The organism is Devosia sediminis, from assembly GCF_016411825.1.
Classification (GTDB): Bacteria; Pseudomonadota; Alphaproteobacteria; order Rhizobiales; family Devosiaceae; genus Devosia; species Devosia sediminis.
In genome coordinates this window covers 1-19,537 of record NZ_JAEKMH010000005.1, presented here as the reverse complement: position 1 = coordinate 19,537, position 19,537 = coordinate 1, and the positions used below count along the sequence as shown (strand labels likewise).

At 64.2% G+C, this 19,537-nt stretch carries 17 protein-coding genes and 1 tRNA gene; 6 read left to right on the top strand and 12 right to left on the bottom strand.

Features of this window, described 5'->3' with window-relative positions; genetic code table 11:
• Positions 1-78 precede the first annotated feature (78 nt).
• The gene (locus tag JEQ47_RS18355) at positions 79-1,473 is read left to right on the top strand and encodes an L-serine ammonia-lyase (RefSeq protein ID WP_198877898.1); all 1,395 of its coding nucleotides are present in this window, start codon (positions 79-81) and stop codon (positions 1,471-1,473) included.
• Positions 1,474-1,517: 44 nt separating this feature from the next.
• Here JEQ47_RS18355 and JEQ47_RS18350 read toward each other — a convergent pair.
• Positions 1,518-1,594: transfer RNA gene (locus JEQ47_RS18350), tRNA-Met, on the bottom strand.
• Positions 1,595-1,838: 244 nt separating this feature from the next.
• Between JEQ47_RS18350 and JEQ47_RS18345 the strand changes: the two genes are divergently transcribed.
• Both JEQ47_RS18345 and JEQ47_RS18340 read left to right on the top strand, forming a co-directional pair.
• Positions 1,839-2,876 (top strand): aldo/keto reductase, encoded by a 1,038-nt coding sequence (locus tag JEQ47_RS18345; RefSeq protein ID WP_198877897.1) that lies wholly within the window; start codon positions 1,839-1,841, stop codon positions 2,874-2,876.
• 110 nt (positions 2,877-2,986) lie between these two features.
• Complete coding sequence (locus tag JEQ47_RS18340; protein WP_198877896.1) at positions 2,987-3,700, top strand: DUF599 domain-containing protein; 714 nt, start codon at positions 2,987-2,989, stop codon at positions 3,698-3,700.
• Here the strand turns inward: JEQ47_RS18340 and JEQ47_RS18335 are convergent.
• Positions 3,642-4,520, bottom strand: coding sequence for an alpha/beta hydrolase (locus JEQ47_RS18335; RefSeq protein WP_198877895.1), 879 nt, complete (start codon positions 4,518-4,520; stop codon positions 3,642-3,644). The genes JEQ47_RS18340 and JEQ47_RS18335 overlap by 59 nt on opposite strands.
• A 184-nt stretch (positions 4,521-4,704) precedes the next feature.
• Here JEQ47_RS18335 and JEQ47_RS20835 point away from each other — a divergent pair, with 184 nt between their 5' ends.
• From JEQ47_RS20835 to JEQ47_RS18320, 3 genes are all read left to right on the top strand, one after another.
• Entirely contained in the window at positions 4,705-4,965 is a 261-nt protein-coding gene (locus JEQ47_RS20835) for a (2Fe-2S)-binding protein (RefSeq protein WP_407931793.1), read from the top strand.
• Positions 4,931-5,416: a bacterioferritin gene (bfr, locus tag JEQ47_RS18325; RefSeq protein ID WP_198877893.1), complete on the top strand. Its 486-nt coding sequence runs from the start codon at positions 4,931-4,933 to the stop codon at positions 5,414-5,416. Before JEQ47_RS20835 ends, bfr begins: the two co-directional genes overlap by 35 nt.
• An 81-nt stretch (positions 5,417-5,497) precedes the next feature.
• A complete protein-coding gene (locus JEQ47_RS18320) occupies positions 5,498-5,911 on the top strand; it encodes a VOC family protein (RefSeq protein WP_198877892.1) in 414 nt (137 codons plus the stop codon).
• Positions 5,912-5,925: 14 nt separating this feature from the next.
• On the opposite strand, the gene JEQ47_RS18315 is transcribed toward JEQ47_RS18320, so the two are convergent.
• From JEQ47_RS18315 to JEQ47_RS18275, 10 genes are all read right to left on the bottom strand, one after another.
• Complete coding sequence (locus tag JEQ47_RS18315; protein WP_198877891.1) at positions 5,926-6,615, bottom strand: response regulator; 690 nt, start codon at positions 6,613-6,615, stop codon at positions 5,926-5,928.
• Positions 6,612-9,290, bottom strand: a complete 2,679-nt coding sequence (locus JEQ47_RS18310) for a DUF4118 domain-containing protein (protein ID WP_198877890.1) — start codon at positions 9,288-9,290, stop codon at positions 6,612-6,614. The genes JEQ47_RS18315 and JEQ47_RS18310 overlap by 4 nt, the downstream gene beginning before the upstream one ends.
• An 8-nt stretch (positions 9,291-9,298) precedes the next feature.
• Positions 9,299-9,883: a potassium-transporting ATPase subunit KdpC gene (gene kdpC / locus JEQ47_RS18305; protein ID WP_198877889.1), complete on the bottom strand. Its 585-nt coding sequence runs from the start codon at positions 9,881-9,883 to the stop codon at positions 9,299-9,301.
• Positions 9,884-9,896: 13 nt separating this feature from the next.
• Positions 9,897-11,951, bottom strand: coding sequence for a potassium-transporting ATPase subunit KdpB (gene kdpB / locus JEQ47_RS18300; RefSeq protein ID WP_198878041.1), 2,055 nt, complete (start codon positions 11,949-11,951; stop codon positions 9,897-9,899).
• Between the two features lie 19 nt (positions 11,952-11,970).
• Positions 11,971-13,677 (bottom strand): potassium-transporting ATPase subunit KdpA, encoded by a 1,707-nt coding sequence (kdpA, locus tag JEQ47_RS18295; RefSeq protein WP_198877888.1) that lies wholly within the window; start codon positions 13,675-13,677, stop codon positions 11,971-11,973.
• Positions 13,678-13,690: 13 nt separating this feature from the next.
• Positions 13,691-13,774 carry a potassium-transporting ATPase subunit F gene (locus tag JEQ47_RS21220; protein ID WP_407931794.1) on the bottom strand — a complete coding sequence of 28 codons (84 nt, stop codon included), beginning with the start codon at positions 13,772-13,774 and terminating at the stop codon, positions 13,691-13,693.
• Between the two features lie 218 nt (positions 13,775-13,992).
• Positions 13,993-14,991: an alpha/beta hydrolase gene (locus JEQ47_RS18290; protein ID WP_236020969.1), complete on the bottom strand. Its 999-nt coding sequence runs from the start codon at positions 14,989-14,991 to the stop codon at positions 13,993-13,995.
• A gap of 178 nt (positions 14,992-15,169) precedes the next feature.
• Complete coding sequence (locus JEQ47_RS18285) at positions 15,170-16,336, bottom strand: lytic murein transglycosylase (RefSeq protein WP_236020968.1); 1,167 nt, start codon at positions 16,334-16,336, stop codon at positions 15,170-15,172.
• Between the two features lie 236 nt (positions 16,337-16,572).
• Positions 16,573-18,861 (bottom strand): mechanosensitive ion channel domain-containing protein, encoded by a 2,289-nt coding sequence (locus tag JEQ47_RS18280; RefSeq protein ID WP_198877886.1) that lies wholly within the window; start codon positions 18,859-18,861, stop codon positions 16,573-16,575.
• A gap of 61 nt (positions 18,862-18,922) precedes the next feature.
• Positions 18,923-19,429, bottom strand: a complete 507-nt coding sequence (locus JEQ47_RS18275; RefSeq protein WP_198877885.1) for a hypothetical protein — start codon at positions 19,427-19,429, stop codon at positions 18,923-18,925.
• Between the last annotated feature and the right edge of the window lie 108 nt (positions 19,430-19,537).

Sequence of the window (19,537 nt, the reverse complement as noted above, 5' to 3'; positions counted from 1 at the left end):
ACGCACTGTTGCCCGTTCGGAAACAGTGGCAGGCCGGAGCAAGATTGCGTCCGGCGACCTCGTCGCTATGATGGGGCGATGTTTCTGTCCGTATTCGACGTGTTCAAGATCGGCATCGGCCCTTCGAGTTCCCACACGATGGGACCGATGACGGCAGCCCGTCGCTTTCTCGATGACCTCGCTGCCGGCACCTGGCCGCGCGCCGCCCGCGCCAGGCCCGCCGCCATCACGGCGAGCCTCCACGGGTCACTGGCCTTTACCGGCATCGGCCATGGCAGCGACCGCGCCGTCATCCTCGGGCTGGCGGGCGAGGACCCGCAGACCGTCGACCCTGACGCCATGGAGGACATTATCGGCCGCGTGCGCGAGACCGGCACCGTCGCCCCCCCTGGGCATCCGACCTATCGCTTCCGCCCCGCCGTCGACCTCGTGCTCGACAAACAAACGCCCCTGCCCGGTCATCCCAATGGCATGACCTTCTCGGCCTTCGATACCGACGGTCAATTGCTGTTGCGCCGCGTCTACTATTCCATCGGCGGCGGCTTCGTCGTCACGTCGGAAGAACTCGACGCTCTGCGCACCGCCTCGCCGGCCGAAGCCGATGTGCCCTGGCCTTTTGCCGATGCGCGCGAAATGCTGGACATGGCCAAGCGCTCTGGCCTTTCCATCGCCGCCATGAAGCGCGCCAACGAGGAAGTTCGTCTGTCCCGCAGCGAACTCAATCGCCGGCTCGACACGGTCTGGTCGGTCATGTCCGGCTGCATCGACCGCGGCCTCGACCAGCGCGGCGAATTGCCCGGCGGGCTCAAGGTCAAGCGCCGCGCCGCTGCCATCCATGCGCAATTGGCCGAGCGTTGGCAGCGCAACGAGATCGACCCGCTGATGGCCAATGACTGGCTCTCGGTCTTTGCCATGGCGGTCAACGAGGAGAATGCTGCAGGCGGTCGCGTCGTCACCGCGCCCACCAATGGCGCCGCCGGGGTCATTCCTGCTGTCCTGCGTTATGCCACTCAGTTCAATGCGGGCACCGGCGACGCCGCCATCCGCGACTTCCTGCTGACCGCAGCCGCCATTGGCGGCATCATCAAGCACCGCGCCTCGATCTCAGGCGCCGAAGTCGGCTGCCAGGGCGAAGTCGGTTCCGCCGCGGCCATGGCGGCCGCCGGCCTTTGCGCCATCATGGGCGGCACGCCAGAACAGGTGGAAAATGCCGCTGAAATCGCGCTCGAACATCACCTCGGCATGACCTGCGACCCGGTCGGCGGGCTTGTCCAGATCCCCTGCATCGAGCGCAATGCTTTCGGTGCGGTCAAGGCCGTCACCGCCGCCTCGCTTGCCCTCAAGGGCGACGGCACCCACGCCGTTCCCCTCGACGCCTGCATCGAGACCATGCGCCAGACCGGCCATGACATGAACGCAAAATACAAGGAAACCAGCCTCGGCGGCCTGGCTGTGAACGTCGTGGCGTGCTGATCAAAGGAAAAGCCCAGCGAACCGGCTGGTTCACTGGGCTTTTTTGGTTGCGGGAGCAGGATTTGAACCTGCGACCTTCAGGTTATGAGCCTGACGAGCTACCGGGCTGCTCCATCCCGCGTCAAACACGTGCCTTGCGGCGCGGTGTGAGGGCTATATAGGGGCAGCGCGCCCAGACCTCAACCCCTCATTCCCACTCCGTGACGGTTTTTTGAACGTTGCGCACATTGCCGCGCCAAACCGGGTGCCGACCTGTGGAAAAGCCTCTCTCTAGGCAAGGGCCTCTGCCGGTCTTCCATACCAGCGCCCGCTCGTCTAGTGTCCGCGCCGAACCTGGACCCCGCACCCCGGACGGATAATTTCCTATGCAATTCAAGACCCTCGGCCGCACCGACATCGCGGTCACCGACATCTGCCTCGGCACAATGACCTGGGGCAGCCAGAACACCGAGGCCGAGGGCCACGCCCAGATCGCCATGGCGCGCGACGCCGGCATCACCTTCATGGATACGGCCGAAGTCTATGCAGTACCGGGCAGTCCGGAGACCAGCGGCCGCACCGAAGAGATCATCGGCAACTGGTTCGCGCGGGAGGGTGACCGCGACAAGTGGGTGCTCGCCACAAAAATCGTCGGTGGCGGCAATGCCCACATCCGCGGGGGCCGAAAGCCGGACGCCGCCTCCGTGCGCGAGGCCGTCGAAGGCAGCCTCAGGCGGCTCCAGACCGACTATATCGACCTCTATCAGATCCACTGGGCCAGCCGCGGCCACTACAATTTCGAGAATTACTGGACTTTCAGCCCGGAAAAGCAGGACCGCGCTGCCGCTCGTGCCAATATGGAAGAGGTGCTCGGCGCCATGGGTGACATGGTGCGCGAGGGCAAGATCCGCCAATTCGGTCTCTCCAACGAATCGACCTGGGGCATTGCCCAGTGGTTGAAGCTCTCGGAACAGCTCGACCTGCCGCGCGTCGTCTCGGTGCAGAACGAATATAGCCTCCTGCGCCGCATTTTCGACCATGACCTGGCCGAACTGAGCCACCATGAGGACGTGGGCCTGCTCGCTTATTCGCCGCTCGCCGGCGGCCTGCTGACCGGCAAGTATTTCGACGGCGCCACGCCCAAGGGCAGCCGCAAGGACTACCAGAAGGGTTTTTGGCGCATCAACGCGTACAGCGAAGCCGCCACCCGCGCCTATCACGCCGTCGCTGCGCGTCACGGTCTCGATCCGGTGCACATGGCCATCGCCTTTTGCCGCAGCCGCCCCTTCATGACCTCGACCATTATCGGCGCCACCAGCACGGACCAGCTCGCCCATGTCCTCGCCGCCCGTGACCTGACCCTGGCGCCCGAAGTCCTGGCCGATATCGACGCCACCTTTCGCGCCCATCCCCGCCCGATATGAGCGTCGCTTGGCCTGGCTGCGATCACCCAGCCGCCGGGCCGCAAATGACCATGGCGAACGCCTGACCACGCGCTATAGTCGAGGCCTGCAGCGCCGCCCGGAGCCCTTGCGTGAACACCCTGCTCATCTCCATTTTCCCGCTCCTCGCCTATTTCGCCTACAACATCGTCGTCCCGCTCGTGGAAAAGCGGCGCCCGTCGCTCTCGGTCATCATGAACATGCAGCGGCGGCGCTGGGTGGCGAACGCGACACGCCGTGAATCCCCGTTCGACGCCATCCTTTCGGGCAATATCATGGGGTCGGTGAGCTTCCTGGCCTCCACCTCAGTACTACTCGTGCTGGCCGTGTTCGCCGTCTTCGGGCAATTGCCGGCGCTGATGGATGCGCTGGAATCGCTCTCGCTCGAACGCCAGTATTCCGTGCTCGACGTGCAGATCCATCTCGGCGTCATGCTGGCCATGTTCGTCATGGCCTTTTTCGCCTTCACCCTGTCGCTGCGCCAGTTCAACCACTTCTGCATCATGCTCGGCGCCATCGACCGCGACCGGGTCACCACCGAAGAGGAAATCGAAGCCATCGCCCAGATGAATGCGCTGGGCGCACGCAATTTCAATTCCGGGATCCGCGCCTACTATTTCTCGGTTGCCACCGTCGCCTGGTTCGTCTCCGAATGGCTGGCCCTGGCCACCTGCCTGGTCACGGTTCTGATCCTGGCACATCGCGAATTCTTCTCGTCCTCGCACCGCACAGCGGCCTCGGCCGCCGTCATCGCGGCGCGACAGCGCCAGCAGGCTCCGGTCTCGCCGCGATCCGGGGAGCTGTAACCTCGGCCAGAAAGTCCGAGCAGTCCTGCCGCACCGGCGCCAGCCAGCGCAGCGGCAGGCTGAGCGCAAACAGCGTCCCTGCATGGCGCAGGCGGGGATAGATCCTGACCCGCGCAGACACTCCGGCAGCCGTCAGCTTCGCTCCCAGGTTGAGACTGTTCTTGGGCAGGACAAGCTCGTCCCGCCCACCCGAAACCAACAGCATGGGCGGCGACTGGACATCGACGTGATTGATCGGCTGCGTGCTCTCGGGATCTTCCGCCTGGCCGAAGACCCGGATCGAGATCGGACCGTCGAAGGGGAAGAAATCGTACGGCCCGGAAAGGCCGATGGCGCCCACGATGCACTTCTGCACGGCTGCATCGGCGAGCCAGCGCGGGTCCAGCGCCAGGCTCGCTGCATTGAAGGCGCCGGCCGAATGACCGGCGAGCACCAGCCGTCTCGGGTCCCCGCCATGGGCCGCGATTTCGCGGCTCACCCAGTGAACGGCCGATGCGCAGTCGCGCAGGAATTCGGGATACTCGACATTGGGCACCAGCCGATAGTCGGGCACCACGACCACGTAGCCGAGACTAGCCAGCGCATGGGCGGCAAAGCCATAGTGGCGTCGCGTGCCATCGCTCCAGGCGCCGCCATAGAAGAACACTATCACCGGCAGCGGTGTGCCGCCGGTGTGCCGTGGCCGGTAGATATCGAGCTTTTGCCGCTCGATACTGCCATAGGCCAAACCGCTGGCTACGCGCTCCACGCTCCGATCTTTGGGCACAGCCGCGCTGATGAAATCGAAGAAAGTGATGATCGGTCCCCTGCTATTGTCCAAGCAACGAGCCGGCTTCCTCCCAGGTTTCCTCTCGCATGGCCATGCAGCACCCATTGCGGCATTTTATGACGTTGACATTCAGGAATGAGGGGCGTTTATACGGCGCGTTGAGACCTCATTCCTGGCCCCTGCCATGCTCGTCTGCCAATGCAACATGATTACCTCGAAGGAGATCGAGGATATCGTGCTCGACCTGCTCAAGGCCGATCCCTGGCAGCTCGTGGTTCCCGCCAAGGTCTACGCCGAACTCAACCGCCGTGCGAAATGCTCGGGTTGCGTGCCGAATGTGGTGGACATTATCGTCCGCGTCACCGAAAATTACCAAGCACAGCAAGCCCATCAGCCAGCGGAGCTCGTCGAGCTCCAGACGGGGCTGGAAAAGCTCAAAAAGCAACGGAACGGAGTACGTCGTGAAAGGCGAAGCACAAGTCATCGAGCGGCTTAACGAGGCCCTTTTCCTCGAGCTCGGCGCAGTCAATCAGTATTGGGTGCACTACCGCCTCCTGGACGACTGGGGCTACAAGCGCCTCGCCGCCAAGGAACGCGCCGAGTCGATTGAAGAAATGCATCACGCCGACCGGCTGATCGAACGCATCATTTTCCTCGAAGGCCATCCCAACCTGCAGCGCGTCGCGCCGCTCCGGATCGGCCAGACCATCAAGGAAGTGCTCGAAGCCGACCTCGCCGGTGAATACGACGCCCGCAAGGCTTACAAGGCCAGCCGCGAACTCTGCGAGGAACTGGGCGACTACGTCTCCAAGAACCTCTTCGAGGAACTGCTGACCGACGAGGAAGGTCATATCGACTTCCTCGAAACCCAACTCGAACTGCTCGAAAAGATCGGGCCGGAAAAGTACGGCCAGCTCAATTCCGCCCCGGCCGACGAAGCCGAGTAAGGCGCCGTTCGTTCAGCGATACCAGGCCGCCCGGTCGTCATGCCGGGCGGCCTTGCCTTGTCCGATCCGAGGAAAGATACGATGCAATATCACACCGGCCGCCTGATCGATCATGTGCATCTGCGCGCCCGCAATCTCGCCAATACCCGCTTCTTCTATGAGAAGGTGCTGGCCGTGCTCGGCATTCCCATCACCGCCAAGGGAGAGGGCTGGTTCCAGGCCGATGAACTTTTCGTCGATGCGGCGGACGCAAAGACCACGCCCAGCCACGTGCACCTGGCCTTTCAGGCCAAGGACCAGGCCACAGTCGACGCCTTCCACAAGGCCGCGCTGGCGGCAGGCGGCGTCGACAATGGCGCGCCCGGTCCCCGGGATTATCACCCCGGCTATTATGGCTGTTTCGTCCTTGACCCGGACGGCAACAATATCGAGGCGGTGTTCCACGGGCCCAGCAAGCGCTCGGCAGAATCGGTCGTCGTCACCCCGCAAAGATAGGCCCGCAGCCGCAATCAGCGCCGCAGCCGGTACCCGATGCCGGGTTCGGTGACGATATGGGCAGGCGCTGCGGGGTCGGCCTCGAGCTTCTGGCGCAATTGCCCGATGGCGACGCGGAGGTATTGAGTGTCCTCCGCATGCGCCGGCCCCCATACTGCGACCAGCAGATCCTTGTGGGTGAGCACCTTGCCATTGCCTGAAATGAGGCGCGTTAGGAGGGCATATTCCTTGGGCGGCAATCGAACCGGCTCGCCGTCTCGCGTCACGTAGCGAAGATCGAGATCGACCTCGACACCGCCGAAGGAAACTTTCGATTGCACTGGCTGAGGCCCGGACCGGTGACGGAGGGCCGCTTTGATCCGGGCGAGCAGTTCGCCGATGCCGAAGGGCTTTTCGACATAATCATCGGCTCCGCGCTCGAAGGCTTCGATCTTTTCGCCTTCCTTGTCGCGCGCCGAAAGGACGAGGAGCGGTCCATCATAGAAGGCACGTGCCTTGACGAGCACGTCCTTGCCGTCCATGTCTGGAAGCCCCAGATCCAGGATCACGACATCCGGGCTCCAGGTGGCAATTTCGCGCAGGCCCTGCACGCCATTGTCGGCGCGGTGATGCTGGTACCCTGCCGCATCCAGGGCAGGGCCGAGAAAGCGATGAATCTGCGGTTCGTCGTCGATGACGAGAATACGGCCAAGGGGTTGGTTCACGCGGGCTTCCAGATGTCGGCATCGGACTTGTTGAGGGCGATCAGCATACGCGTGCCCTTGTCACCGTGAATAGGGCTGGCCGCGACGATCGTGCCGCCCATCGCCTCGATAAAGCCTCTGGTGATGGAGAGGCCCAAGCCCACACCCTTGCCGCGATCCGTCGGTTCTTCAAGCCGCCGGAACTTGTCGAAGACGCGCTCCAGCTCGGCAGTGGGAATGCCTTTGCCCTCGTCCTCGATGCTGATCACCACCTTGGCACGGTCCTCATAGGCCGCGATGCTGATCTCGGTATTGTCGGGCGAATAGGCTATGGCGTTTTCAAGGATGTTGACCACCGCCTGCTCCAAAAGCCCCGGATCTACCACGACGTCGGGCAGGGCCGCGGGGAAATCATAGGCCACCGAATGCTCGCCGAGGCGCCGGCTGAGCCGACTGGCGGCGGTGCGCAGAATGGTTTCCACACTGGCCGGTTCGAGCCGGAGCTTTACCCCGCCGCCTTCGAGCCGGCTCATATCGAGCAGGTTGCCGATATAGTGGTTGAGCCGCTCGGCCTCCTCGCGGATGGAGACGACGAGGTCGTCCTTGACCTCTGGGGCAAGTCGATCGCCGAGTTCGATCAGGGTGGACGATGCACCCAGGACCGTGGAGAGCGGCGTCCGCAGGTCATGGCTGACCGAGTTCAGCAGTGTTGTCCGGAAGCGGTCGGAGCGGCGCAGCGCCTCGGCCTCCACCGATTGCAGCGCCAGTTCTGCCCGCTCGATCGCGACGCCGCCACCATCGGCCAGCGCCGTTACCAGCTTTTCCTGGTCCGAACCCGGCAGGGCGGACAGATGTTCGACGCCGAGCACGCCGGTGCGGCTGCGCACGCCCTGCAGCGGCCGGAAGGTCCAACTGGTCTGCGGCAGGGTGCCGGTGCCCTCGCCCGCCGGCTCACCCCGTTCCCAGGCCCAGCGTGCCGCCGCCATCGCCCCGGCGCCGAGCTGGGCCAGCTCAGGGGCGCCGGCGACCGGCTCGAGGTCACCCTCGCGCGGCAGAAGCACCATCGACTTTGCTCCCGTCGTCGCGGTGGCCTGTTCAGCAAGCGCCCTGGCCGCATCGGCACGGGTCGGCGCGCGTGAAAAGGCCCGCGTGGCCACCAGCAGGGACGCGACATCTGCGGCGCGGCGCTGCGCATCACGCGCGCGGTCGCGCGAACGGCCGGCAAGAATGCCCGTGGCCAAAGCCACCGCGAGAAAGACCAGCAGCGTCAGGATGTCGGTGGGGGAGCCAATGGCGAAGCTATAGCGCGGACTGAGGAACAACAGGTTGTAGAGCAGGAAAGCGCAGACCGCAGCAACAAGACCCGGCGCCAGGCCATGGAGAATGGCGGCCGCGAGGATCGCCGCGAGATAGATCATGCCGAGGTCGGCACGTTCGAATTGCAAGTCGAGGAGATAGGCGATGCCCGTCGCCATGCCCACATAGACAAGCCCGACGAGATGGGATTGCCAGCCGCGCCGCAAGCCGCCCAGCCACGGGCGTCGCCGCGCCGGGGTGGCCGACTGGCCGCCCTCGGTCACCACATGGATGGCGACGCCGCGCGCGGCGCGCAGTAGTTCGGAGGCCAGTGACAGGCCCAGCATTTCGCGCAACCGGCTGTCCCGGCCCTTGCCGATGACGATCTGGGTGACGTTGTTCTGCCCCGCATAGCGCAACACGGCGGCGACGAGGTCGCTGCCGTTGAGCACCAGCGTCGTCGCGCCCAGTTGCTCGGCAAGCTTCAGAGCGTCGGTAAGTTGGGAGGTCGTCGCGGCCTCGTCTTCACCCCTGCTTCGCGCCACATGCGCGACGATCCAGGGCGCATCCTTCATGGTGTCGGAAAGGCGTCGACCCTGCCGCACCAGCGCCGAGGCCATGGCGTCGTCGGCCACCAACACGAGAATGCGGTCGCCAGCGGCCCACGGGCCTTCGAGCCCTTTGACCCGCATGGCCGCGTTGAGCTGGTCGTCCACCGTCTGCGCGGCGCGGCGCAGCGCCAGTTCACGCAGGGCCGTAAGATTTTCAGGCTTGAAGAAATTGTCGGCCGCCAGCCGCGCTGTCTCGGGGACATAGACCTTGCCGGCCGCCATGCGCTCGCGCAACTCGTCCGGGGTTATGTCGATGACTTCGATGTCGTCGGCCCGCGACAGAGCGCTGTCGGGCACCGTTTCGCGCTGGCGCACGCCGGTGATCCTCAGGACCACATCGACGAGGCTTTCGAGGTGCTGGACGTTGAGTGTCGTCCAGACGTCGATCCCGGCGTCGAGGAGTTCCTCGACATCCTGCCACCGCTTCGGATGGCGCGAGCCCGGCGCGTTGGAATGGGCATATTCATCGACGACCAGCAATTCCGGCTTTCGCGCGAGAGCAGCATCGAGATCGAATTCGAGAAGGGTCCGGCCCCGATGTTCGATGGGCTGGCGCGGCAGCACATCCATGCCGCGCAGCAGGCTCTCGGTTTCCTTGCGCCCATGCGTTTCGACGAGACCGATCACGACATCGAGCCCGTCGGCCTTGCGGCGGCGGGCCTGACGCAGCATTTCATAGGTCTTGCCGACGCCCGGCGCCATGCCGAGGAACACCTTGAGACGGCCACGCTGCGCCTTCTGCGTCGCCGCCAGAAGGCTGTCGGGGTCAGGGCGCCGGATCTCTTCCATGCCTTAGTCTACTCCGCGGCTGCCACCGGATGGAGCCGATCCAGCGCGACATTTGTCAGCAGCACATTTACACGCGGCTGGCCGATAAACCCAAGCAGTGGCTGCTCGGTATTTTCAGCGATCACAGCTCGCACCTCGTCCGCCGCGATTCTGCGCGCCTCGGCGATACGATCCACCTGCAGCGCGGCGAATTCGGGCGAGATTTCCGGATCGAGGCCGGAGCCCGAGGTCGTCACCGCATCGGACGGAATAGCTCCGTCCGGGGCATAGGCCCGAATCGCGTCCGCATCGGCAGTCACGCGTTCGGCCAGTGCGGGATTGAGCGGCCCGAGATTGGAGCCGGAGGAGCCGGCCGCATTGTAGCCATCGCCGGCCGCGGAGGGCCGCGGCCAGAGATATTCCGGCGTCGTCGTGACCTGGCCGATGAGCCGCGATCCCACCACCCTCCCTGCATCGTCTCGCAGCAGCGATCCCTCGGCCTGGGCGGGGAACAGCAGCCCGCCGGCCCCGGTCACCACGGCCGGGTAGACGCCGCCGAGCAGCAGGGTGAAGAGCAGCATGGAGACCACTGCCGGTCTTGTTTGGTTGAGCATGTTCTGTCCTTTCTTACGTCAGCCCGAGGGCGACGAGGATCATGTCGATGATCTTGATGCCGATGAACGGCGCCACGTGCCCGCCGAGGCCGTAGATCAGGAGGTTGCGCGAGAGTAGCGCCCCTGCCCCAACGGCCCGGTATTTGACGCCGCGCAGGGCCAGCGGGATCAGCGCCACGATGACGAGCGCGTTGAAGATCACCGCCGAGAGGATTGCGCTTTCCGGGCTCGACAGGCCCATGACATTGAGCGCCCCCAATTGCGGCAGCACTGTCATGAACAAAGCCGGGATGATGGCAAAGTACTTGGCTACATCATTGGCGATGGAGAAGGTGGTCAGCGCCCCACGGGTGATCAGCATCTGCTTGCCCACCTCGACGATCTCGATGACCTTGGTCGGGTCGCTGTCGAGATCGACCATGTTTCCCGCCTCGCGGGCGGCCTGGGCACCGGTCTGCATGGCAACGCCGACATCGGCCTGCGCCAGTGCGGGTGCGTCATTGGCGCCGTCGCCACACATGGCGACCAACCGGCCTTTGCCCTGTTCCTCGCGGATCAGGCGCAGCTTGTCCTCGGGCGTGGCTTCGGCGAGGAAGTCGTCCACCCCGGCCTCGGCGGCAATGGCAGCGGCGGTCACTGGATTGTCGCCGGTGATCATCACCGTGCGCAGACCCATTTTCCTAAGTTCTGCAAAACGCGCCGCGACGCCGGGCTTCACAACGTCCTTGAGGTGAATGACCCCGACAAGGTTACCCCCTTCGGTGACCGCCAGCGGCGTGCCGCCGGAGCGGGCAATGCGGTCCACTGCCTGGCGAAACTGCGCGGGCAGCTCGGTTTCAGGGCGACCGATGAGTTTCAGCACCGCATCGACGGAACCCTTGCGCCAGCTCTTGCCATCGGCGTCGAGACCAGAAAGACGCGTCGTCGCGGAGAATGGGATCACCGTGCCGCCCACAGGCGCTTCTGCGGCGATGCCCGTGTTGCGGCCGAGCTCAATGATCGAGCGGCCTTCCGGCGTTTCGTCGCCGAGCGAGGCCATGATGGCGGCGCGCAGGGCCACCTCGTCGCGCACACCTGACACCGGCACGACTTCTGTCGCCATGCGATTGCCGAAGGTGATGGTGCCGGTCTTGTCGAGCAGCAGCGTATCAACGTCGCCTGCGGCTTCCACGGCGCGGCCCGAAGTAGCAAGCACATTGACCTTCAAGAGCCGATCCATGCCGGCAATGCCAACGGCCGAAAGGAGGCCGCCAATCGTGGTCGGGATGAGACACACAAAGAGCGCGCCGAGCACCACCGGATCGAGCGCGATGCCTGAATAGGCGGCAAAGGCCAGGAGGGTCACGGCGGCGATCAGGAAGATCAGCGTCAGGCCGGCCAGCAGCACGGCCAGAGCGATCTCGTTGGGCGTCTTGCGCCGGTCGGCGCCTTCCACCATGGCGATCATGCGATCAAGGAAGGTCGAGCCAGGCTGGGCGGTGACGCGCACCTTGATCCAGTCCGAGACCACGGTTGTGCCGCCGGTGACCGCCGAGCGGTCGCCACCCGACTCCCGGATGACCGGAGCGCTTTCCCCTGTTATGGCTGCCTCGTTGACCGAGGCCACGCCTTCGATGATCTCGCCATCGACCGGGATGACGTCGCCTGCCTCGACCAGAATAACCTGGTTGAGGCCCAGTTCATGCGCCGGTGTCGGCACGATGAGGCCCTGCTTTTCGTCAACGATCAGCTTGGCCTTGGTCGTGGTGCGGGTGGCACGGAGGCTGTCCGCCGCCGCCTTACCCCGCCCTTCCGCAATACTTTCGGCAAAATTGGCGAACAGCACAGTGGCCCAGAGCCAGAGAGCCACGGCCACGGCAAAGCCACCCCCTTCCCCATTGGCGACGTTCACCGCTGCAGAGATGGTGGCCAGCGCCGCCACAAGTTCCGTGGCGAGGATGACCGGATTGCCGAGCAGCTTTTGCGGATTGAGCTTGATAAAGGCCTCGCCCAGCGCCCGGCCCAGCATGGCCGGGGAAAAGCTCTCGGCCAGCCGCCTGGGGCGGTTTCCCTCGGCGTAGAAGTCCATTGTGGTCATGATGCGTACCTCACTTGGCCAGTGCCTCGAGCACCTGGAAGTGCTCGACAACAGGGCCGAGGGCGAGCGCCGGGAAGTATTGCAGCGCGCCCAGGATGATGATGATGCCGATCAGGAGGCCGACGAAGAGCGTTCCTGAGGTTGGCAGGGTGCCGGCGCTCGGCGCCAGTTTGGGTTTAGCGGCGATTGAGCCGGCAATGGCGAGAACCGCGACGATGGGCACGAAGCGCCCCATCAGCATGGCCATGCCCAGAGCGCCATTCCACCACGGCACGTTCGCCGAGATGCCGCCAAAGGCCGAACCATTGTTGGCGGTGGCCGAGGTGAAGGCGTAGAGCAGCTCGCTGAGGCCATGGGCGCCGGGATTGAAGAGGCTGGCGAGCCCACCAGGCACGGCGACGGTCAGCGCCGCCCAACCCAGCGTCGAGAGCGGCACGATCAGCAGCGCCACCATAGCGAACTGGATTTCGCGCGCCTCGATCTTCTTGCCCAGATATTCGGGCGTCCGCCCGACCATGAGCCCGGCCACGAAGACCGCGAGCACCGCCATGACGACCATGATGGCAATCCCCGAACCGACGCCACCGGGCAGGATTTCGCCCAGCATCATCAGCAGCATGGTCATGCCGCCACCCAGGGGTGAGAAGCTGTCCAGCATGCCATTGACCGAACCATTGGAGGCGCCGGTTGTCTGCGCGGCCCAGGCAGCGGAGGAGGCGAGGCCGAAGCGTGTTTCCTTGCCTTCCATGTTGACCGGGTTCTCGATGCCTGCCGCGACAAGCGCCGGAGCCGGCTGAGCCTCGGACACGTAAATGATCGCAGCACCGGCCGCCAGGATGACGATGGCCGCCGTCGCCAGCGCGCGAATATCCTTTCGGGCAATCGCAGTTCGCCCGAAGGCGAAGAAAGCGGCCCAGCCAAGCACGTTGATGGCTACGGCCGTTACCAGGTTGCTGAGCGGCGTCGGGTTCTCGAAGGGATGCGCGGAATTGGCATTGAAAATGCCGCCGCCATTGATGCCGAGCTGCTTGATGGCCAACTGGCTGGCGGTCGGCGCCACCGAAATCGTCTGGCTCGCGCCCTCGAGCGTCGTGGCCGTCACCGAAGCCTGCAGCGACTGCACCACGCCCATGCCCATCAGCGCGATGGCAAGAACGATGGAGAGCGGCAGCAGCACATAGAGCGTGGTGCGAATGAGGTCGGCCCAGAAATTGCCGATGCCGATGAGCCTGTTACCGGCAAAGGCGCGGGCGAGCGCCGCCGCGATAGCCGCGCCGGTCGCTGCCGAGACGAAGTTTTGGACGGTCAGCCCCACCATCTGGGTGAAGTGGCTCATGGTGGTTTCGCCGCCATAGCTCTGCCAATTGGTATTGGTGACGAAGCTCACCGCCGTATTGAAGGCGAGATCGGGCGAGACACCGGAAAAGCCCTGTGGGTTGAGGGGCAGCACGCCCTGCATCCGCAGCATGGCATAGAGCAGGAGGAAGCCTGCAAGATTGAAGGCGATAAGCGACGCGCCATAGCCGAGCCAGGTCTGCGACTTCCTGGGATCGACGCCCGACGCAGCGTAGAAAGCACGCTCGACTGGCTTCACCACCGGGTCGAGCCAGGTGGTTTCTCCGTTCCAGACGCGCGACATGAAAATACCCAGGGGCCAGCCCAGAGCGAGGGCCAGGCCCAGGGTCAGGGCGATTTCCGCCCAGCCTTGCCAGTTCATTTTAGGATGTCCGCTAGAATTTGTCGGGCCGGAACAGGGCTACGCCCATGTAGACGGCGATGACGAGGGCGCCGAGCCCCCAGACAAGGGTCAGCATGACGCTAGACCCGGGCCAGCAGACGCGTAAGGGCAAAAGTCAGGATGAAAAACCCGACGCCCAGCGCCAGGAAGAAGATGTCGAACATTGTCGAGCCTCCAGAAGTGAGGCCCGGACAATCCACCTTACCGGCGTAAAATATCCATACGGAAGATCACGCCCGACATAAAGCCCGCATAAAGGGTGGTGTCAGTCCGGCAGCGGGCATAGCCAGGCGCCTATTCCTCGATGGGCTGGAACATGGCGTTGAGCTTGTCGATGACTTCCTCGGTCGGCGCCACAGAGTCGGGCAGCATTTCGGGTGCCTCGGGCGCTACGGCAAGATAGGGCACGCCACTGGGGAAGGCGCCGAAGCGCTGAAAGAAACCCACCATGTCGTCGAGCACCGGCATACGCCAGCGCCACATAGCGCCCATGGCAATCACCGGCTCCATATGCCCGAAGCCCTCGTAATATTGGGTCGTCACCCACACGCCCTGGGCCCGCAAGCGGCCGGCAAAATTCTCGGTATTCTGCATCCGCACGATCGGATCGCTGGTGCCGGTCGCCAGATACATGGGCGGCGCGCTGGCGGTAATCAGGTTGATCGGCTGCGTTCCCTGCGGGTTCGGCGCCTGCCCAAACGCTTCCTGCACCTCGAAATATTCAAACGGATAGAAATCATAGGGGCCCGACAGCGCCGCCACGGCCAGGATCGGCATAGTCACGCCGTATTCCATGCGGAAGGACGGGTCGAGTGCCAGCATCACGGCATTATAGGCGCCTGCCGAATGCCCCGCGAGGAACAGGCGGTTGGGATCGCCGCCGTAATTGGCGATATTGTCCTGCACCCAGCGCAGCGCATTGGCGCTGTCGGTCAAAAAATCCGGATAGCGCACTTCCGGCACCAGCCGATAGTCGGCGATGACAGCGACGAAGCCGCGCGAGGCCAGGGCCCGGCCCACGAACTGGTAGTCGGCCCGGTCGCCGCGACTCCAGCCGCCGCCATAGATGAAGAACACCACCGGCGCCGCCTCACCGCGCTGCTCGGGCGCGTAGACGTCCAGCTTATGTCGCGGCCCGTCGGCATAGGCCACCCCATCGGCAACCTTCGACGTTCCGGCATCCATCGCGGCCGGCAGGTTGAATGGGTCCATCATCGAGACGGCAAAGGCCGGCGCGGGCAGGATCAGCACCAGAGCGAGCAAGGCAGAAATGATGGAGCGTGCAGCGAACATGGCGGAAAATCTGATGGTTGAGACGGCGCGGGAGCGAGCGTCTTGAACGAGGAAGGCGGGGATTTTGAGGCGCCGAAATGGGCGAGGGCAGGTGCGCCAAAATCTCGGTCGCTGACCTGCCCTCTACTTAAGCCCGAAAATTTTGAACCGAGTTTGTTAACAGAGGGTTAACGGTTTCCTACCGCTTGAGACGTTCGAGCAAGAGGCCGGACACATGTCCGTCAGCGGCAAGGCCCCGGGCCTGCTGGTAGGCGACGATGCCGGCGCGGGTCTTGGGTCCGATGACGCCATCGGGTGTACCAACGTCGAACCCGGCGCGGCCGAGCAGCGCCTGCAGCTCGCCCCGCTGCGCCTTGGTGAGAGCATAGTCGCCGGCGGGCCAGGGCGTCACGAAGCTACCGCCACCGAGGATCCGGTCGGCCAGGTGGCCGACGGCCAAGGCATAGCTGTCGGAATTGTTGTATCGCTTGATCACATCGAAATTGGGCAGCAGCAGGAAAGCCGGGCCGGCCGCGCCGGCCGGCATGTAGAGCCGGCCAATGTCGGTCGGGCGCGGAAAAGCGCTTCCCGAGATGCGCGTAATGCCCATGGCCTGCCATTGGCTGAGCGGCGCCTTTTCCATGCCGCGGGCAGCCGCGAAATCGAAGCCGGCAGGGATCTTGACCTCATAGCCCCAAGTCTCGCCCGGGCGCCAATTGAAGCTCTTGAGATAGTTGGCGGTGGAGCCCAGGGCGTCGGGCACCGAGTTCCAGATGTCCTTGCGCCCGTCGCCATTATAGTCGACGGCGTAACTCATGAAGCTCGAGGGCATGAACTGGGTATGCCCCATGGCGCCGGCCCAGGAGCCGACCATCGAGCCCGGCGAGATATGGCCGTCGGACACGATGCGAAGGGCCGTCACCAGTTCCTTGCGGAAGAAGCTTTCGCGATACCCGTTCTCGGTGAGGGTGGCCAGGGCATGGATGGTGTTGTTGCCACCCATATAGCCGCCGAAATTGGTCTCCATGCCCCAGATGGCAAGGACGATCTCGGGCTGCACACCATAGCGCTGCTGAGCGCCGGCCAACGTCTGCGCCCATTCGCTGCGCATAGCCTGGCCCTTGCCGGCCTGCGCCGCAGTGACCCGCTTGTCGACATATTGCTGAACCGTCTGGGTGAATTCGGGCTGCTTGCGCGTGAGCTCGATCACCTGCGGAATAGGGCTGTAGCTGGCAAAAGCCGCCTCGAAGGCCTGCCGGCTGACGCCGGCGCGTTCCGCTTCGGGCCATAGGCCGCGCACGAAATCGGCGCTGTTGGCCTGGGCCGGCGCCGCCATGCCAATGCCTGCAAGTATCGCCAGGACCATGGCTGCAAAAGTCTTGGTTCGGGGCAAAGAACCACCGGTTCGGATCATCTCGGGCCTCGTGATACGCACCACATGAAAGTCACGATCGCGAAATGCCGCTCCCTGCGGACGATCATCGATCCGTCCCCAGGGAGGGGCGGAACTGGTCCAGCGAGCGACTGCGTTCGTATCAAAGCATTAAGGCATTCGATTAAGATGGCCTTAAGGCACCGGGGTGCGCCCCGATCACATCGCCGTCAGGCACCGGCAGGAGGAGGAGGCGGCGACGGTGGAGGCAGCGGCTCCGGACCCTTGGCTTCGCCCCTGCCCGGCACATAGCGGACCTTGGATGTCGGCGTATCGATGCCGCGCTCGGCGAAAAGATGCATCAGCAGTTCGCTGTAGAAACGCCCCGGCCCCCATTGCTTGCCGGCCAGCGTTTTGATGCGGGAGCGGAGCGTCACCGAGGTCGGCGTGATGGCCGTCAAGCCCTGCAGGTCGAGGTCGTCGAGGATGACGTCGCTGAATTCCTGGTTTTCCATCACCTTGGCGAAGGCGTCGCGCATGGCCTGTTTGGCCGCTTCGATATCGCTGTCATAGTCGATCTCGACCTCCGACACATAGAAGGAGAAGCCGCGCATCATGTTGCTGACCTGATCGGCGGAGGAAAACGGGATGAGGTGCACGGTGCCCGACATGTCGCGAATGGTCACCGAGCGGATGGTGAGCTTTTCCACCACGCCCGACTTGCCCGCCACCTCGACCACGTCACCTTCGTTCATGATGTTCTCGAACTGGATGAAGATGCCGGTAATGATGTCCTGCACGAGCTTCTGCGCGCCAAAGCCGATGGCAAGGCCGACAACGCCGGCACCGGCCAGGAGCGGGGCGATGTTGACCCCGATCTGGGCCAAGGCCAGCATCAGGCCGAACCCGGCCAGCACGATGGTGAAGGCGTTCTTGAAGAGATTGAGCAGGGTCTTTTCGCGCGCCGTCGGCGCCTTGCCCTCGCGCGACTTCAGCCGATACTCCACCCACGATGCCACCACCACGTAGAGCACGATGGTGATGAGGATGATGAGGGCCGCCGAGACGATTGACCCGGAAACCGAGATGCCCTCGTCCGTGCTGAGCCAGCCCACGAAATCAAGCAGACCCCAGGCCTGCCCGACGGCGATGACGACGCCGGCCATGACAAACCAGCGAATGGCCATCATGACGCCGGGCACGAACGACTTGAGCCGCGTTTCGAGCGATGGCAGCCGCTCCTTTACATCCGGGGGCAGGCTGAGACCGGCGGTGACGAACCGGCCAATGAACCACAGAACCAGTGAGCCCACGCCGACCGCGATCAAAGATTGCACCGTCGCCCCGAGCATGAAGGGCAGCGTGCCGTAGGGATTGGCGAACCAGACAACGAAGAGGACCAGCAGGTAGACAATGGCCAGCACATGCCATTGCGCTCCCAGAATGCCTAGGAACCGCGCGAGGCCATCACCCTTGCTCCTGATCGCAGCGTCATTGAGCCAGGCTCGCACTTCGTCCCGATTCTGGAGGATGATGACGATCACGACGGTCAGCGCCGTGCCCATGATCAGCACCTGCGCCGCAATCCCTGCGGCCGGCGAAAAAACCTGAGCCAGCATCGGCGCCACGAACAGGAACGTATAGCCCACCAGCGAGATCAGCCGCTCCATCCAGAACGACCAGTAGGCCGCATTGTAATCGGTGATCGGCAGCAGCCGCAGCGCCGGATTGCGGGGCACCAGCAGCATGCGGAACACGAGCTGGCTTGTTTCCACGATGAGGAAAGCCCCGAGCAGCAGCGCTTCATTCGGGGTCATCTGTCCATCCGGCGTGGTGCCGGTATACAGGGCCAGGAGCCCCCCGACGACGAGAGCAATGCCGACGCTGGCGAGATCCATGAGGAAAAGTGGCAAGAGCCCCCGGACCTTGCGCGGCCAGGACAGCCCGTCCGCGTCGGACTTGGCAACCATGCGGCGCGCAATGGCCTCGCTGAGCAGTCGCAGCACGATATAGGTGCCGAAGAGACCGGCCACGACGAGACCGATATTGATGGCGAAATCGCCCAGCTTTGCCCAGTTGACGGGCGTTTGCCCGGTCAGCACATCGAGCATGTTGTCGAGCGCCACGCCGAGCGCCCTTATGTTTGTCGCCGCGCCTTCGGCCACCCCTTGCGTGTACTCGGCCAGTTGCGGCGCTATGGTCACGTCCGAGCTTGCATCGGCAGGAGCGACGGCTTCCGCCGGCGCCTCGGTCGGCGCGGTCGCGCCTTCGGTTCCTGCAGATTGCTTGAGCGTTTCGATCAGCCGCGCCCGCGCCTGATCGTCTTCGAGAATTCCGATCAGATCCTGGATCGCCGCGTCCGAGCCGGCGTTGGCGCTCGGTTCGGACGAACTCCCGGCCAAACTGTCACCGGCCGCAACACTGGGTGGTGCCTCCTGTGCCCAGGCAGGAAGGAGCATCACAAGGGCGAGAAAAAGGGTGCGGATCAGCAACATGAGGCCCATGAGATGGCGAAACATTGTGCCGCAAGCATGGCGTTTGCTCGGTTGAGGTCAACCCCTGGCAATCGTCGCGCAGGCATTACGCGATGACGCTACCGGCAAGGCCCCGGAGAAAAGTCCTACCCTCGTTGAGGACGGCCTGGCCGGTCGCCGTCACATCCACTGTGAGACTGTCTGCATCCTCGGCAACGTCACGGAGCAGCGCCAGGCGGCGGGTGTGGAGATCGCTGGGCAGGTCCAGCCTGGTCGCCGTCTCCAGAGCCTGGCGAAGCTCCTGCAGCGCGAGCAACTGGGAAAACCGCGCATGAAGCCGCCGTGCAATGCCGCTATCCTGCCGCCAGTTCAGCGGCGCGAAGGCAGCGCTCACCCTTTGTCCGGCACCCATGCAATCGAAGGCCTCGCATCCGCCATAGCCGAGGTCTTCCCGCCGCTCGTGGATGCGGCAGCGAAAGTCAGACGCGAGGTACTGGCAGGGTTCGCCGCCAAGCTTGTCGTGACCGAACTGGCTGGAGCGCTCGAACGACAGGGCGGTACAGCAGAGCCCGAAACACTTTTCGCAATCAGCGGTGAAGATGACGTCGTCCAACCTGCGCTCCGCCCGCTGGCAGTGTCCGAATGCACGAAAGCCCCGATCGATTGATCGGGGCTTTTGATGGTTTGGTTATCGTTGAGAGATTGGGTGTTTTTGGCAGAC